This is a genomic window from Emticicia fontis (assembly GCF_054779675.1).
On sequence record NZ_BAAGXU010000004.1, the window covers coordinates 15,618 to 30,144 of the forward strand.

12 protein-coding genes are annotated in these 14,527 nt (G+C 38.4%); 4 read left to right on the forward strand and 8 right to left on the reverse strand.

Translation table 11 applies throughout. The features are described 5' to 3' along the window. Positions 1 to 2 precede the first annotated feature (2 nt). Complete coding sequence (gene mraY, locus ACYVFA_RS02715; RefSeq protein WP_460470258.1) at positions 3 to 1,223, reverse strand: phospho-N-acetylmuramoyl-pentapeptide-transferase; 1,221 nt, start codon at positions 1,221 to 1,223, stop codon at positions 3 to 5. A gap of 536 nt (positions 1,224 to 1,759) precedes the next feature. On the opposite strand from mraY, the gene ACYVFA_RS02720 reads away from it, so the two are divergent. From ACYVFA_RS02720 to nadD, 3 genes are all read left to right on the forward strand, one after another. Continuing rightward, positions 1,760 to 2,470, forward strand: coding sequence for a GntR family transcriptional regulator (locus ACYVFA_RS02720; protein WP_460470259.1), 711 nt, complete (start codon positions 1,760 to 1,762; stop codon positions 2,468 to 2,470). 80 nt (positions 2,471 to 2,550) lie between these two features. Next, the gene (locus ACYVFA_RS02725; RefSeq protein ID WP_460470260.1) at positions 2,551 to 3,696 is read left to right on the forward strand and encodes a Gfo/Idh/MocA family protein; all 1,146 of its coding nucleotides are present in this window, start codon (positions 2,551 to 2,553) and stop codon (positions 3,694 to 3,696) included. A gap of 103 nt (positions 3,697 to 3,799) precedes the next feature. Continuing rightward, positions 3,800 to 4,372: a nicotinate-nicotinamide nucleotide adenylyltransferase gene (nadD, locus tag ACYVFA_RS02730; RefSeq protein ID WP_460470261.1), complete on the forward strand. Its 573-nt coding sequence runs from the start codon at positions 3,800 to 3,802 to the stop codon at positions 4,370 to 4,372. Here the strand turns inward: nadD and ACYVFA_RS02735 are convergent, their stop codons facing one another. From ACYVFA_RS02735 to ACYVFA_RS02755, 5 genes are all read right to left on the reverse strand, one after another. Beyond that, on the reverse strand, positions 4,373 to 5,281 hold the full coding sequence (locus tag ACYVFA_RS02735) for an SDR family oxidoreductase (protein ID WP_460470262.1): 909 nt from the start codon (positions 5,279 to 5,281) through the stop codon (positions 4,373 to 4,375). It abuts the gene before it with no gap. A gap of 93 nt (positions 5,282 to 5,374) precedes the next feature. After that, the gene (locus ACYVFA_RS02740) at positions 5,375 to 6,076 is read right to left on the reverse strand and encodes a peptidylprolyl isomerase (RefSeq protein ID WP_460470263.1); all 702 of its coding nucleotides are present in this window, start codon (positions 6,074 to 6,076) and stop codon (positions 5,375 to 5,377) included. Positions 6,077 to 6,179: 103 nt separating this feature from the next. Next, a complete protein-coding gene (locus ACYVFA_RS02745; RefSeq protein ID WP_460470264.1) occupies positions 6,180 to 6,566 on the reverse strand; it encodes a VOC family protein in 387 nt (128 codons plus the stop codon). A 24-nt stretch (positions 6,567 to 6,590) separates the two neighbouring features. Next, positions 6,591 to 7,136, reverse strand: a complete 546-nt coding sequence (idi, locus tag ACYVFA_RS02750; RefSeq protein WP_460470265.1) for an isopentenyl-diphosphate Delta-isomerase — start codon at positions 7,134 to 7,136, stop codon at positions 6,591 to 6,593. A gap of 62 nt (positions 7,137 to 7,198) precedes the next feature. Beyond that, positions 7,199 to 8,419, reverse strand: coding sequence for a peroxiredoxin family protein (locus ACYVFA_RS02755; protein WP_460470266.1), 1,221 nt, complete (start codon positions 8,417 to 8,419; stop codon positions 7,199 to 7,201). A gap of 724 nt (positions 8,420 to 9,143) precedes the next feature. Here ACYVFA_RS02755 and hemA point away from each other — a divergent pair. After that, positions 9,144 to 10,400: a glutamyl-tRNA reductase gene (gene hemA / locus ACYVFA_RS02760; RefSeq protein ID WP_460470267.1), complete on the forward strand. Its 1,257-nt coding sequence runs from the start codon at positions 9,144 to 9,146 to the stop codon at positions 10,398 to 10,400. A gap of 59 nt (positions 10,401 to 10,459) precedes the next feature. Here the strand turns inward: hemA and ACYVFA_RS02765 are convergent, their stop codons facing one another. Both ACYVFA_RS02765 and ACYVFA_RS02770 read right to left on the reverse strand, forming a co-directional pair. Then, complete coding sequence (locus ACYVFA_RS02765) at positions 10,460 to 13,348, reverse strand: 3-coathanger stack domain-containing protein (protein ID WP_460470268.1); 2,889 nt, start codon at positions 13,346 to 13,348, stop codon at positions 10,460 to 10,462. A gap of 12 nt (positions 13,349 to 13,360) precedes the next feature. Continuing rightward, positions 13,361 to 14,365, reverse strand: coding sequence for a hypothetical protein (locus ACYVFA_RS02770; protein ID WP_460470269.1), 1,005 nt, complete (start codon positions 14,363 to 14,365; stop codon positions 13,361 to 13,363). Between the last annotated feature and the right edge of the window lie 162 nt (positions 14,366 to 14,527).

Here is a 14,527-nt window from a genome sequence, read left to right on the forward strand (position 1 = left end):
GCTTATCTCAATTTCAAGGTTACCAGACAGGCTACCGCTAATACGATACCAATAATCCAGAAACGGGTAACAATTTTAGCTTCGTGGTAACCTTTTTTCTGAAAATGGTGATGCAATGGCGACATTAGGAAAAGACGATTTTTTTGGGCAAACTCGAGTCCTTTTCGCTTCCTCTGATATTTAAAATAGCTTACCTGCATAATCACAGACAGGTTTTCTATTAAGAATATCCCACACATTACAGGTATTAATAATTCTTTACGAAGCGCCAATGCCAATACAGCAATAATACTTCCCAACATTAAACTACCTGTATCGCCCATAAATACCTGTGCCGGATAAGCATTATACCACAGAAACCCGATACAGGCCCCTACAAAGGCTGTACAGAAAATTACAACTTCCCCTGAGTTAGGAATCATCATGATATTAAGGTATTGCGAAAATACTTTATTACCTGATAGATAAGCAAAAATGGCTAAGGTAAGGCCAATAATAGCCGAAGTACCAGCAGCCAACCCGTCAATTCCATCTGTGATATTAGCTCCGTTTGACACAGCTGTAATGATAAAAATAACGATAATTACATAAGGAATCCAGGCAAGGCTGTCCGGTAGAAAACTCCCAAGTAGTTGATAATCTATTTCATTATTTTTGAAGAATGGAAGCGTAGTTGTTAACGAATGAGTATCTACGTACTTTTGTACTTCACCCACAGCTGTGCTGATTCTGGCTTTTTCATACACTCTGATTTTCACATAGTCATTGAAATACAGAGTCAAGCCAACTATCAGGCCCAAGCCCACCTGCCCCACTATTTTGAAGCGGCCTTTTAAGCCTTCTTTATCTTTCTTGAAAACCTTGATATAATCATCGGCAAAGCCAATCGCACAGGTCCAGAGAGTTGCTATAATCAGCAATACAATATATACGTTATCTAATTTAGCAAATAGTAGAACTGGGATAAGCAGCGATGCTAAAATGATAAAACCGCCCATAGTTGGTGTACCTTTTTTTTGCATTTGGCCTTGCAGACCCAAATCTCGGATGGTCTCACCAATTTGTAATTTTCTTAGATAGTTAATGAGTCTTTTACCGAAAATTGCTGCAATCAAAAGTGAGAAAACGATGGCTCCCATGGCGCGAAACGTGATGTATTGAAACACCCCTGCACCGGGAAAATTAAATGTTTTGTCAAGGTAAGTAAAGAGATAATAAAGCATAGGACATTAAGTTTTAGGAAAGTGTAGCAAAGATAGTTTTTTTTGAAGTTTTCGAAAAAAAAACCTCCTTTTTTTGGGGGTTTCTGCATAATTAAGTTCGAATCCAGATGGATAGGAAATTTACACATTTGTTCTTCTATATGATATATAAAAATTGCAGTACCGAGTATGAGATTTCTAATTTTTCTAATACTTTTTTGACCAATACCTAATGCAAATTTAGCCTTCTCAAAAAAAACCGAATAAATATTTGCCTATACAACGTTTTTTATCTTTTTTTGTAGGGTATTCCATAGGTAGACTAGAATAATATATCAATATATTTAGTAAGCTTCTTTTAAGAAGTATAAAGATTTTGAGTTCCCCGCCAGTCGGGGTATTCATCATAGGTTAAAGTATTTTCGTCTTGGAAAGGCATTCGGGGATCCTGAGTGCCTTTTTTGATAAATAGAAGAGCAGAAAAATAGTGCTGATATCCAAAACCCTATTATTTTTGCATCTTTGTAAACCCGATATTTTAGCTCAAGGGTAATATTATGAAGATACCGCTTTATCGGCAAATCCAGGCTCATTTAAAAGAGAAAATTACTTCCGGGCAATATATAGAGGGGAGTTTACTCCCTTCTGAAAATGACCTTTGCGCTGAGTTCAGCGCCACCCGCATGACCGTTAGGCAAGCATTAAATGAGCTGGTAAAGGAAGGCTATATTACCCGCCAGCATGGCAAAGGAAGTATAGTCGCCTCAATCCGGAAGTCTTTAGGTTTACTTTCACTGAAAGGGTGGACGGAAGTAGTTGGTGCCAGCGACCGGCATGGTACTACTTCTATTTTAGAAGGACCGTTATTGCAAACTATTACCGAGCCTATTTTTAAACATTTACTTCATCAAGAGTTTCATACAGAATTTGTATTTTTGAAGCGTCTCCGGTCGGTAGAAGAATCCCCGGTGATACTCGAAGAAACTTACATTCCAAACGAAAGCCTTTCATTATTGACAGACGAGCCTTTGATTGACGGTTCACTATTTCGTACGCTTTTTATGCGTTACCAGATAGATGTCAATAGTATGCAACAGGAGGTACGGGCTATCGCTGCAACCAAAGAAATTGCTAGCTTATTAAAAACCAAAGTAAAGTCGCCAATTTTGCAGATTCTGAGGCGGTATGGAACCTCGAAAGAGGATTTCTATCTATATAGTCTGATTTATTGTAATACTGAAAAATACGCCATAAGTAGTTTTAACTAACGACACCCCCCACCCCTAAAGGGGGGTTATTATTTAACCAAACAAATTCCCCTTCAGGGGCCAGGGGTTTTTATTCAACTATGAAAAAAATTAAAGTTGCCGTTGTCGGAACGGGTTTTATCGGGCCAGCTCATATCGAAGCTCTACGCCGCTTACCAAATGTAGAAGTAGCCGCCCTTTGCGAATTCAACATTGACCTGGCTACGGAAAAAGCTGCCAGTTTAGGTATTGAACGAGCTTATATTTTTGACGATTTATTGAAACAAGAAGACATTGAGTGTATACATATATGTACACCTAACTTCTTGCATTATTCGCAATCAAAAGCAGCTTTATTAGCAGGCAAACACGTAGTTTGTGAAAAACCTTTAGCTACTAAAATTGAAGAAGCAGAAGAACTGGTAAAAATAGCAGCCGAAACAGGTTTAGTAAATGCAGTACACTTCAACTTAAGATATTATCCTTTAGTCCGCCAAATGAAAACCATGCGTGAAAAAGGCGATTTAGGAGAAATCTACTCAATCTTAGGTTCGTACTTACAAGACTGGTTATTCTATCAAACAGATTATAACTGGCGTTTAGAGCCGGATAAATCAGGTGATTCAAGAGCGATTGCTGATATTGGTTCACACTTATTAGATGTAACTGAATATATCACAGGTTTGAAAATCACTGAAGTAATGGCTGATTTCTCAACGGTTCATAAAACCCGTTTGAAACCATTGAAAGCCATTGAAACCTACTCAGGTAAAATGTTACAGGCTTCTGATTATCAGGAAGTACCTATCAATACAGAAGACCATGCCAACGTATTGTTAAGATTTGATAATGGTAATAAAGGTAGCGTAACGGTTAGCCAGGTTTCTGCAGGTCGTAAAAATCGTTTGAATATCGAAATCTCTGGCTCGAAAGCTAATTTCGAATGGTGTTCTGAAAAGCCAAACGAAATGTGGATTGGTAAACGTGATGGTGCAAATCAGGTTTTGATGAAAGACCCATCATTATTCTACCGTGAAGCAACCAGCTTAATTAGCTTCCCTGGTGGGCACAACGAAGGTTTCCCTGATACTTCGAAACAATTGTTCAAAGAAGTATACGCTGCAGTAGCAGAAGGCAAACAACCGGAAAACCCGACATATCCTACATTTGCCGATGGTCTACGTGAATTATTGATTTGTGAAAGAATCATCGAAAGCCATCGCAAACAAGCGTGGGTAACTGTATAATTCTTTAGTTATACTTATTAAGACGGCAGTCGTTCTTTCAAAAGAATGGCCGCCGTTTTTTATTTCCTTGTATATTTGTGCTTTTAAGAAAACAGGACGCGTAATGAAAATTGGTTTGTTTTTTGGCTCGTTTAACCCTATTCATGTAGGGCATTTGATTATTGCCAATACGATGGCATATACTACTGATCTGGAGCAGGTATGGTTTATCGTTTCACCACAAAATCCTTTCAAAAAAAATAAAGGACTTTTGCATGAGTTTGACCGACTGACAATGGTAGAAAAAGCTATTTCAGATAACTACCGCCTTAAAGCCAATGATTTAGAGTTTTCTATGCCTAAGCCAAGTTATACAATTGATACATTGGCCAAACTTACCGAACGCCACCCTACACACGAATTCAAACTGATTATGGGCGAAGATAATCTGGTTCAATTTGAAAACTGGAAAAACTACGATAAGATTCTGGAATATTACGAATTATACGTGTATCCAAGACCAAACACTCCTGACCATAACTTTAAAACTCACCCTAAAGTCAAATTTATAGAAGCACCTTTGCTAGACATTTCAGCCACCTTTATCCGTAATAGTATCAAAGCAGGCAAGCCCATCCGCTACATGGTGAGCGATGTGGTAGAAGAATATATCCGCTGGAAAAAATTCTACCTCTAATCAGGCATTCACACTTATCTGTTCTGCTAAAATACCGATACCTTCAGTAAAGCTTACAGGTTCATAACCTAACACCTGACGGGATTTGGTCAAATCAAAACCTGTTCTTGGCGGGCGTTTAGCTGGCTGCGTAAACGTAGTAGAATCTGCCTGAGATATGAGTGATTTATCCAGACCAAAATAATCGGCTGTCATTATAGCCATTTCATAAGGTGTCAGGAAGTCTTTGCCTGAAATATTATAAATGCCTTCTGCCTCTTGTTCTGCAATCAAGGCACAACCTTTAGCTAAATCCTCAGCTAATGTTGGCGTACGCCATTGATCAGTAACTACTTTTATATTCTTACCATCCTCCAACGACTTCTTCACCCACAAAATAATATTCGTGCGACTCATATCATGGGCAATGCCATAAACCAAAACAGTACGAGCGATAGCCCAACGAACGTTGCTATTGATCACTATCTTTTCAGCGGCATATTTGCTCCAACCATAAAAACTCAATGGATTGGCCTCTGCGTCTTCTTTATATGGCCCATTTTTACCATCAAAGATAAAGTCGGTCGATACGTGTAGTAAGAAACTATTATTTCTTTCAGCAGCTTCTATCAGGTATTCTACCGCATTTACGTTCTGCTTCCAACAATCATCTTTAGCGGTTTCGCATTGATCTACGTTGGTCATGGCTGCTGTATTAATAATTACAGTTGGCTTTACATGGTCAATTACCTCTTGAACTTGCGCCTTGTCGGTAATATCCATAGCGGTATACGTATAACCCGCTTTAAATGGCAGACGGTTCTCGCCTCTTGCAGTAGCTATTATTTCATGGCCGCCCGTTTTAATGAGTAACTCCACCAGTTTTTGACCCAACAAGCCATTTGAACCCGTAATTAGTATCTTTTTCATATGCAAAATACGTATCGCTAAAAAGCTGATTTTACTGAATTATTATAGAAAGCTCAATATTTTAACTATTAAAAAACAGATTACCAATCCATCTTACTGATACTTATACCCATACAATTTCGTAATCTTCTTCTTCTTCATTTTCTTCACGGTCATTGCCATTTTCACATCTTTCAACGGTCGGTCGGCTTCGTCTCTTGGCTGTTTGGCTATTGAGTCTATTACGTCTAAATTATCAATAACCTCGCCAAAAACAGTATAATTATTATCTAATCTTGGTGTACCACCTATTCCGATATAATCTGCCCGTTGTTCGGTGGTATAATTCATCTGGTTACGACTGGCCGCCATGCTTATTTCCTCATCGCTTAGTTTTTTACCTTGTACAATATAGAATTGACAAGCACTTGACTTTTTCTCAGGATTGCCGTCACGTGCGGCTGCTAATGCCCCTTTTTTATGAACATGATTAGGCTTAAATTCAAATGGAATACGCTCCATATCTCCGCCGCCGCTACCTAATCTATCTCCAGGCTTGGCCTTTCTTGAATCCGGGTCTCCGCCCTGAATCATAAACCCATCAATGACTCGATGAAACAAAAGGCTATCGAAAAATTTCTTATCGACTAATTTAATAAAATTCGCTTTATGGAGAGGAGCATCATCAAACAAAACCATATGCATGGTTCCATTGGTAGTTTTTAAGGTAACGAGGTAATCTTTTTTAGACTTCTTTTGGGCAAATGCTACAAGATTAACCAGCAAAAAACTAATAATAAACAGGCTTTTTTTCATGCTTTTATAGATAAGAGAAGCACAAAAATACAATAATTATCGAAAGGACAAGAATCCCACCAAATTAATCTTAATTCTGTCTGAAACGGCTCTTTTATATATATTAGATACCTTTAGGCGGCTCCCACAATTCTATTTTATTTCCTTCGGGGTCCAGAATCCAGCCAAACTTGCCGTATTCTGAATCCTGTACTTCACCAACAATCATTACCCCTTCTTCTTTCAATGCAGCCATGAGTTCTACCAGATTTTCTACCTGATAATTCACCATAAAATCTTTCTTACTTGGCTCAAAATAAGTCGTTTCTTTTTTAAAAGGGTTCCATGCGGTAGAGGTTAAATCATCCGGATTATCTTTTCTTCTCCATTCAAACACAGCTCCCCACGATTCAGCCTCAATACCCAGATGTTTGTTATACCAGTCTCTTAAAGCATTAGTATCTTCTGATTTAAAAAAGATGCCACCAATGCCTATTACTCGCTTTTCCATAGAAGATAATGTTTAAAAAGTTTTTTATGATAGAACAGGTTTAGACGCGACAAACTCCAGAAAGGCTTCGCTTTTCAGAATCTTCTTAAACCAGAAAGTATACTCCTGTGGGTTGTTTGCTACTTCTTCTATTATGCCTGCAACTGCAACCCACTTATAATCCAGCACTTCTGCCGGATTCACCTCGAAAGTATCGTTATAGACGCCTGTAAAAACATGGTCTATCTCGTTTTCGGTCAGCTGGTTTTCAAAAGTAGTTTTGTAATGAAACTTATACAAAAAATCTAAATCAGCTGTAAAACCCATTTCTTCACCCAACCGGCGTTCGGCAGCAGTTTGTATCTCTTCATCTACATTGGGGTGTCCACAACAGGTATTCGTCCATAGCCCTCCTGAATGGTACTTATCTAAAACCCTTTGATGAATCAATAACTCATGATTATCATTAAAAATTAAAACTGAAAAAGCTCGGTGTAACAATCCTTGCTGATGTACCCAGAGTTTCTCTCCGCTACCTACTTCCTCGTCCGATTCATTCACTAATATTATTTCTGTTGTATCAACACTCATATCTATCTTCTTTTTATACCCAAAACACTTAAGCGATGCAAAATGTTTATTAAGAAATTATTTTAAGATTTTTCCGCTAATAGCTTATCTATCAAACGATTAAAATCACTTACAAACTCATCGTAATAATGCCCCGTTCCCGGTCCTGAGAAACCTGTATGAATCTCTCTCACCTGGCCTTTCTTGTCAATAAAAATCGTTGTCGGGAAACCAATTACTTTATTGAGCATCGGTAAAGTCTTAGAGGCTTCATCTTTATTATTTGTCCCTGCTAGCAGCACTTCATAATCTATTTCAAAACGCTCTTTCATCTTTTTGATTTTCGGGAATGCGAAAGAAGTGTCAGCGCTTTTTTCATAAGCTAATCCGATTACCTCAACCCCTCTATCTTTGTTTTTCTTGTACCAAGGGGCTAAGAATCTGCTTTCATCCATACAGTTCGGGCACCATGAACCCATAATCTGAATAACCACTACTTTGCCTTTATAGGCGTCATCTTTCAATGAAACTTTCTTATTATCTGTATTCGCAAACGAAAAGTCAACAGTTTTATAGCCTTCTTTCAGATACGTCAGTTTTGTTTCGTCTGGCAGTTTAGCACTATCATTCTTTATACCAGTCCAGAATTCAAAGCCAGATGGAGCTGACCAATACCCGCCATTTAATTTATCGCCTTCAATTTTTGCCTTGAACAAATATACGTGTGTACCATCAAAGCATGAAAGTTTCAGACTATCACCAATAATATCACCAGCCAGATAACGATAATCGCCTGTGGTTGTCAGGAAACTACCTTGTACTTGTGACCCAGAAGTTTTAAAAACACCGACTGATTCGGTTGAATCCTGTTTATCTTCAGAGAGGAACAAAACTTCATATTTAGGAGCTAATGACACTTTGGGAGTCTCGTTTATTTCAGAAAAACGATAGGTTTTGCCATATTCTGCTTTAAAAGCACTTTGCACAAAGGTAAAATTCGAACGCATTTTTTTCCAGTAGCCTGTCATTTGGTCACCCTCTACCTTAGCCACAATTTCAGCATCAAAAATCTCCATCGGAATATGCAATGAATCGTCTTTTACGAACGCCTTGTCCATTTTTAGTTTTTCATCCCCATTCAATGCCTGAACTGCATAGCCATCACCTTCTTTTTGTATATCCAGGCCAAAAGGTAACTCGCCTCCGGTGGTTGCAATAGTAGCGCGCCAGATACCCGTTTTCAGGTCAGTAGAATTTTTACAGGAAGCTAAAGCAACCAGCGACAATAAGAGTATTTTTTTCATATTTTCTTCAGATATTGAAAGCAAAGATAAAGATTCGCTTCTATTAGTCAACCAAACAGATAGGCTTTATATTTATCTTTAATGCTATTCATTGAATATATTTCGTTTTGTTTGTCTGTATTATTCAAAAAGGTATACACCGTAGCGTCTACCTTTTCTGAGGCCGCTTGAGTGGCTGATACCTGAAAACCACTGCTGTACCCTACAAAAAGGTACCCACCATATTAGCTTCCTTTTCTGATGTCGGTTTGGTGGTTTGTACTCGGCTACAGAGATAGTTGTTATGCAAATTGTTATCCAAAACTTAGTGTCCCTAAATTTCCGATTTAGAATTGTGCTTTCAAAGCATTTAGGCAGGTTTTTGATATAATCAGACTGTTGGTTATTGCACATAGGTGTAATATTTATTAAAACTTAAAATCAATTGAACATATCAATTCGTCAACTCAAATCGTTTTTTTGTACATTGGTAGAAATAGAATAGTATAGTAGAAGATTAGAGACTAATTTTGAATTGTTTCAGTAGGTTTAACGTTATCAGTTACCGACAGTTATTTACTAACTAATTGCTAAATCTACTTTTGTATTTTTCTTAGTTGAAAAATCCTGAAACAAACCTAAGAGTTTAGAACTATTCTAAATTGCAAAAACTGATGAAAATCATACGTTTTCATAACACTCATATTGTTTTCTGAAGTAAATTTGCAGTGAATTACTGACAGACATGTACGGACACTTTAAAGCAATTACTATTTCTCATAAAAATGCCTCTCTGAATATCAGAGAGCAAATTGCACTTAATGAAGAGGAATGTAAGAATCTGATGCTCAAAATACGTGAGACATTTGAGATTTCAGAGACACTAGTTCTTTCGACTTGCAATCGTACTGAGATTTATTATTATTCGGAAAATAACATCAGCGAAGAAATCATTCGCTTACTAGCTAGTTTAAAAGTTCTCAATTCAAACGAGATTCTCCCATATTTCGATTTTATCAACGATCATAACGAGGCTGTAAACTACCTTTTTGAGGTAGCAATCGGACTACGATCACAAGTTGTCGGCGATTTGCAAATACCAAATCAGGTGAAACATGCGTATCAATGGTCGGCTGATATGCAAATGGCAGGGCCATTCTTACACCGTTTGTTGCATACTATTTTCTTTACCAATAAGAAAGTAGTACAGGAAACAGGTTTCAGAGATGGTGCAGCTTCTACGTCTTATGCTACGGTTGAAGTGTTAGAAAGTTTCTTGCCTTTACTGGCTAATCCTAAAATTCTGGTAATTGGTTCTGGTGAGATTGGTGAAGATGTTTGTAGAACTTTAGCAGATAAAAATTATAAAAATATCACTATCACGAACCGTACTGCGGCAAAAGCAGAAGCATTAGCACAAGAATTAGATTTTAAAGTTTCTGATTTCCTAACGGTTCATGAACAGATACTAGAAGCTGATATTGTGATTTCGTCGGTACGTGTAGAAGAACCTTTGATTACCAAAAATACGCTTAAAAAGAAATCATTAGCTGTAAAATACTTGATTGACCTTTCTGTGCCTCGTAGCATTAGCCCTGATGTAGAAGAACTGGCAGGTATTGTAGCATATGACCTAGATGAGATTCAGCGCCGTGCGAATGAAGCTTTACAACGCCGTATGGATTCGGTGCCACAGGTGCGTAGCCTTATTGCTGATGCTTTGGTTGAGTTCAACAACTGGTCGCAAGAAATGATTGTTTCGCCAACTATTCAGAAACTGAAAGGGGCATTGGAACAAATCAGAAAAGAAGAAATGGCTCGTTTCGTAAAAGATCTATCGGCAGAAGAGGCCGAAAAAATGGAAAAAATCACAGCAAGCATGATGCAGAAGGTAATTAAACTACCTGTATTACAATTAAAAGCAGCTTGCAAACGTGGCGAAGCCGAAACCCTGATTGACGTCTTAAACGACTTGTTCAATCTTGAAAAACAAACGGTCTAATAATCCTTGTATATAAATTGTAAGAAAGCCGATGTAATGTCGGCTTTCTTTTTTTGTGGCTATTGAGGGCATCCTTCTATCTCAGCTTTAAAAATTGCTCCGCCACCCACCACAAAACCTGCCCCATTCTGAGGGGCCAATAAAATAGATTTGGCCGATTTATAAATCACGTTCGCATTGCCCGAAATGATATTCGTAGCCGTAATAGGCTGATTACTTTGCTTTAATAGATATTGTCCATTATAATCGTCGGAGGAACTGGCTAGAGTAAGCGTCTGATTGCAATCGGCCATACAAGCATTTACTGTCAGGTAATCTGATTCAATGCCTTCTACTCCATTCGATGATTCTATTCTGACTTTATAATATTCTCCTTTAGCAATATAAGAGGGAATCACGCCATTGATAGTGGCATTTGTAGCACTACTTTCAAGATTTCCCAAGGCAATTTTCTCCGAAAACGACCCACTGGCATTAGAGATAAAAGCGGTGTATGTAACCGAGCCTGTATTATTGGTAACGAAATTGATAGCAATAGGCGCACCCAGACAAACCGGATTCGGTGCCGCATCAGCCATAATATGTGGAGCAGCCTTGACAATTCGTTTTGTAGCTACTACACTCCATTTACCTTGTTCATCTTTGGCTCTTATCCAAAGTGAATGTACGCCATTAGATAAACTACCATAATTCAGATTGAAATTAACCCCTATAAGCGTAGTTTGTCCTGCTATAACAGGAATATTAATACCTGAGCCCAAACCCGGGTCTGTATCTACAAAATATTCGGCTTTCACAATAGCCGGAGTTAAGCTTGGTAAATTATCCAGTTGTTTCATCAATGGCTCGCTCCATTTTCCCGTCTCATCCTTTGTACGGATATATAGATAATCTGTACCAACTGTCAGACTCGCTGATGGAATTGTAAAATTCACATTGTCTAAACTCGTTTGACCAGTTGTAATAGGAATATTTACTCCCAAACCAATACCCGGGTCGGTATTGATAAAATATTCAGCCTTTACGATAGCAGGTGCAAGTGGTACAGCAATGTTTTCTAATTGTTTCATAAAAACTTCACTCCATTTACCACTTTCATCTTTGGTTCTTATATATAGATAATCTACCCCCGCTGTAAGGCTACCTGATGGAATCGTAAAATTGATATTTGATAGCGTAGTTTGCCCTGCCGTAATAGGAATATTAACTCCTGAGCCAACGCCGGGGTCGGTATTAATAAAATACTCTGCTTTAATGATAGCAGACGTGGGCGCAACAACATTCTCCAGTTGTTTCATAAAAACCTCACTCCATCTACCTGTTTCATCTTTAGTCCGCACATAAACATAATCTGTCCCTGCTGTTAAACTTCCGGAGGGTATCGTAAAGTTTACGTTGCTCAGACTCATTTGTCCGGCTATGACGGGGATATTCACTCCCAAGCCAAAACCCGGGTCAGTATTAATGAAATATTCTGCCTTGACGATAGCAGGTGTAGGTGGCACAACCACATTCTCTAATTGTTTCCTGAAAACCTCACTCCATTTGCCAGTCTCATCTTTCGTTCGTACATATAGATAATCTGTTCCTGCGGTCAGGCTACCAGAAGGAATCGTGAAATTAACATTCGTCAGCGTTGTTTGCCCAGCCGTGATTGGGATGTTCACCCCTAAACCAAAACCCGGATCAGTATTAATAAAATACTCCGCTCTAACGATGGCAGGTGTAGGAGGAATAATAACATTCTCCAGTTGTCTCATAGAAACCTCACTCCATTTACCCGCCTCATCTTTGGTTCTCACATACAGATAATCGGTACCAGCTGTCAGGCTACCGGAAGGAATCGTTAAATTGATGTTGGTGAGCGTTGTTTGTCCGGCTGTAATCGGGATATTCACTCCCGAACCAAAACCCGGGTCAGTATTAATGAAATACTCAGCTTTTACAATGGCTGAATTCGGTGGCGTTACAACATTTTCTAGTTGCTTCATCAAAACCTCACTCCATTTGCCGCTTTCATCCTTAGTGCGCACATATAGATAATCTGTTCCCGCTGTAAGGCTACCTGATGGGATATTAAAACTTACATTATTCAGACTCGTTTGTCCGGCTGTAATCGGGATATTCACTCCTAAGCCAACACCAGGATCAGTATTGATAAAGTACTCTGCTTTTACAATGGCTGATGCGGCAGGACTCACAAGATTATCTAATTGCTTCATCACGGGCTCACTCCACCTACCCTTCTCATCTTTTGTTCTTACATATAAATAATCTGTCCCACCTGTCAGGCTAGCTGACGGAATAGTAAAGTTAACATTAGCTAGAGTCGTTTGTCCGGCTGTGACAGGGATATTCACACCCAATCCAAAGCCCGGGTCAGTATTAATAAAATATTCTGCCTTGACGATAGCAGATGCGGGAGGGTTCACAAGATTATCTAATTGTTTCATCAAAACCTCACTCCATTTACCCGTCTCATCTTTAGTTCTGATATACAGATAATCTGTGCCACCCGTCAGACTGCCTGATGGAATCGTGAAATTGACGTTTGATAAGCTTGTTTGCCCTGCTGTAATAGGAATATTTAGTCCCAAGCCTAAGCCAGGGTCAGTATTAATAAAATACTCTGCCTTGACAATGGCAGGAGTTGGTAGAGGTGTAGCGCCCTGAATCGTTTTTTCAAATACTATACTCCATTTCCCATCATCAGCGCGTGCCCTTATATAGAGTTTATGCGAGCCGGGCGATAAGCTGCCAACAGGAACATTGAAAGTCAGATTGTTAATCTGTTTTTGCAGAATTGGGCTAATCGGCACATTTGTCGCTAAACCTATGCCCGGGTCAGTATCAACAAAAAATTCAATTTTGTTGATATTCTGACCATAAGAATGGATTGTGATTAAAATGCCCATCATTAACCCCCAAAGGCTAATTTTATGATTCATTTTAATGTCGGTTTAGTTACGCTTGATACTGATTGTAATAGGGATATTTCCTCCTGAAGGCGCTCCTTGCGAAAATGCAGTAATCATAGGAAAAGGAGGAATACCCGACAATACATAAGGCTTGGTTCCTGCAAAAACTCCACAGTCAATCCCTCCTACTCCCTTAGTTTTTGCAGGAGAACTGGCATGAAGCACAAAATTATCATCTTCTAAATCATCAATTGTGCGTGGTTCAGGAACAACAAAAATTGTATTTGCTGCGGTAGTAAAAAAGTTATTATTTCCAGGTGTTCCTGTACATCCAACGCAAACATTATTATAAATAGAGGTAAAATTTGAGAATATCAAATTAGCATCTCCATTCTGATAAACGATGTTATTATAAACTAATCCTGAAAAAGTAGCCCCTCCAAAAATAATGTTATTCCTGATAATATTATCATTGCTGGAAGTCTCTACCGAACCCCAAACAATGTTATTGCTGATAACGGCACGATTTACGCTTAGACTGCTATTATCAATGCCCCCTATAATAAAACAATTGAAAACTGTTGAACCACTTAGCGTAGCACTTGAAATACCCCGAAGGTCATTGAATAGACAGTAAGCTATTTCTGTATCACTACCTGACTGACTAATAAGAATGTCTCCAAAAATACCATTCGGTGCTTTTACTTCTAATCCATAAACCTTTGAGCCGGTGGAACCAGAATTGAATGAAATTTGAGCCACTCTTGCTGAACGCTTATCAAATGGGGTATTAGGATTTTTATTAAGCAGATAGCCGGGACCAACGATAACTAATTTTTTACTAATAACTAAAGCTCCATAATTAATATCAGATGGTTCTATATAGATAGTATCGCCAGTAGTTGCTGCTGTATGTGCCGCATTAAAATCAGCAAAAACCAAATTAGTAACCAATGTCACTCCAGGATTATTATTTACCCGACGAATGGTAGCAAATAGCTGAGATACCGTTAACATTAAAAACAGAAGTAAAAGGGATTTTTTCATAGCATTAAATGATTAAATAAAGTTTAGAAATATGTTTTAGCTTCTAAAGCGCAGTTTTAATTACCGGATTTGATTTTTGAACATTCAAAAGTAGAGAGAGGAAAGATTCAAAAAAACTACTAAATGTAGTAGGAGGGTAGTATCTATATACACAAAAACCCC

Bases quoted from the DNA above. Each gene is read 5' to 3' on its own strand.
- mraY (WP_460470258.1), bottom strand. From the start codon at position 1,223: ATGCTTTATTATCTCTTTACTTACCTTGACAAAACATTTAATTTTCCC.
- ACYVFA_RS02720 (WP_460470259.1), top strand. From the start codon at position 1,760: ATGAAGATACCGCTTTATCGGCAAATCCAGGCTCATTTAAAAGAGAAA.
- ACYVFA_RS02725 (WP_460470260.1), top strand. From the start codon at position 2,551: ATGAAAAAAATTAAAGTTGCCGTTGTCGGAACGGGTTTTATCGGGCCA.
- nadD (WP_460470261.1), top strand. From the start codon at position 3,800: ATGAAAATTGGTTTGTTTTTTGGCTCGTTTAACCCTATTCATGTAGGG.
- ACYVFA_RS02735 (WP_460470262.1), bottom strand. From the start codon at position 5,281: ATGAAAAAGATACTAATTACGGGTTCAAATGGCTTGTTGGGTCAAAAA.
- ACYVFA_RS02740 (WP_460470263.1), bottom strand. From the start codon at position 6,076: ATGAAAAAAAGCCTGTTTATTATTAGTTTTTTGCTGGTTAATCTTGTA.
- ACYVFA_RS02745 (WP_460470264.1), bottom strand. From the start codon at position 6,566: ATGGAAAAGCGAGTAATAGGCATTGGTGGCATCTTTTTTAAATCAGAA.
- idi (WP_460470265.1), bottom strand. From the start codon at position 7,136: ATGAGTGTTGATACAACAGAAATAATATTAGTGAATGAATCGGACGAG.
- ACYVFA_RS02755 (WP_460470266.1), bottom strand. From the start codon at position 8,419: ATGAAAAAAATACTCTTATTGTCGCTGGTTGCTTTAGCTTCCTGTAAA.
- hemA (WP_460470267.1), top strand. From the start codon at position 9,144: ATGTACGGACACTTTAAAGCAATTACTATTTCTCATAAAAATGCCTCT.
- ACYVFA_RS02765 (WP_460470268.1), bottom strand. From the start codon at position 13,348: ATGAATCATAAAATTAGCCTTTGGGGGTTAATGATGGGCATTTTAATC.
- ACYVFA_RS02770 (WP_460470269.1), bottom strand. From the start codon at position 14,365: ATGAAAAAATCCCTTTTACTTCTGTTTTTAATGTTAACGGTATCTCAG.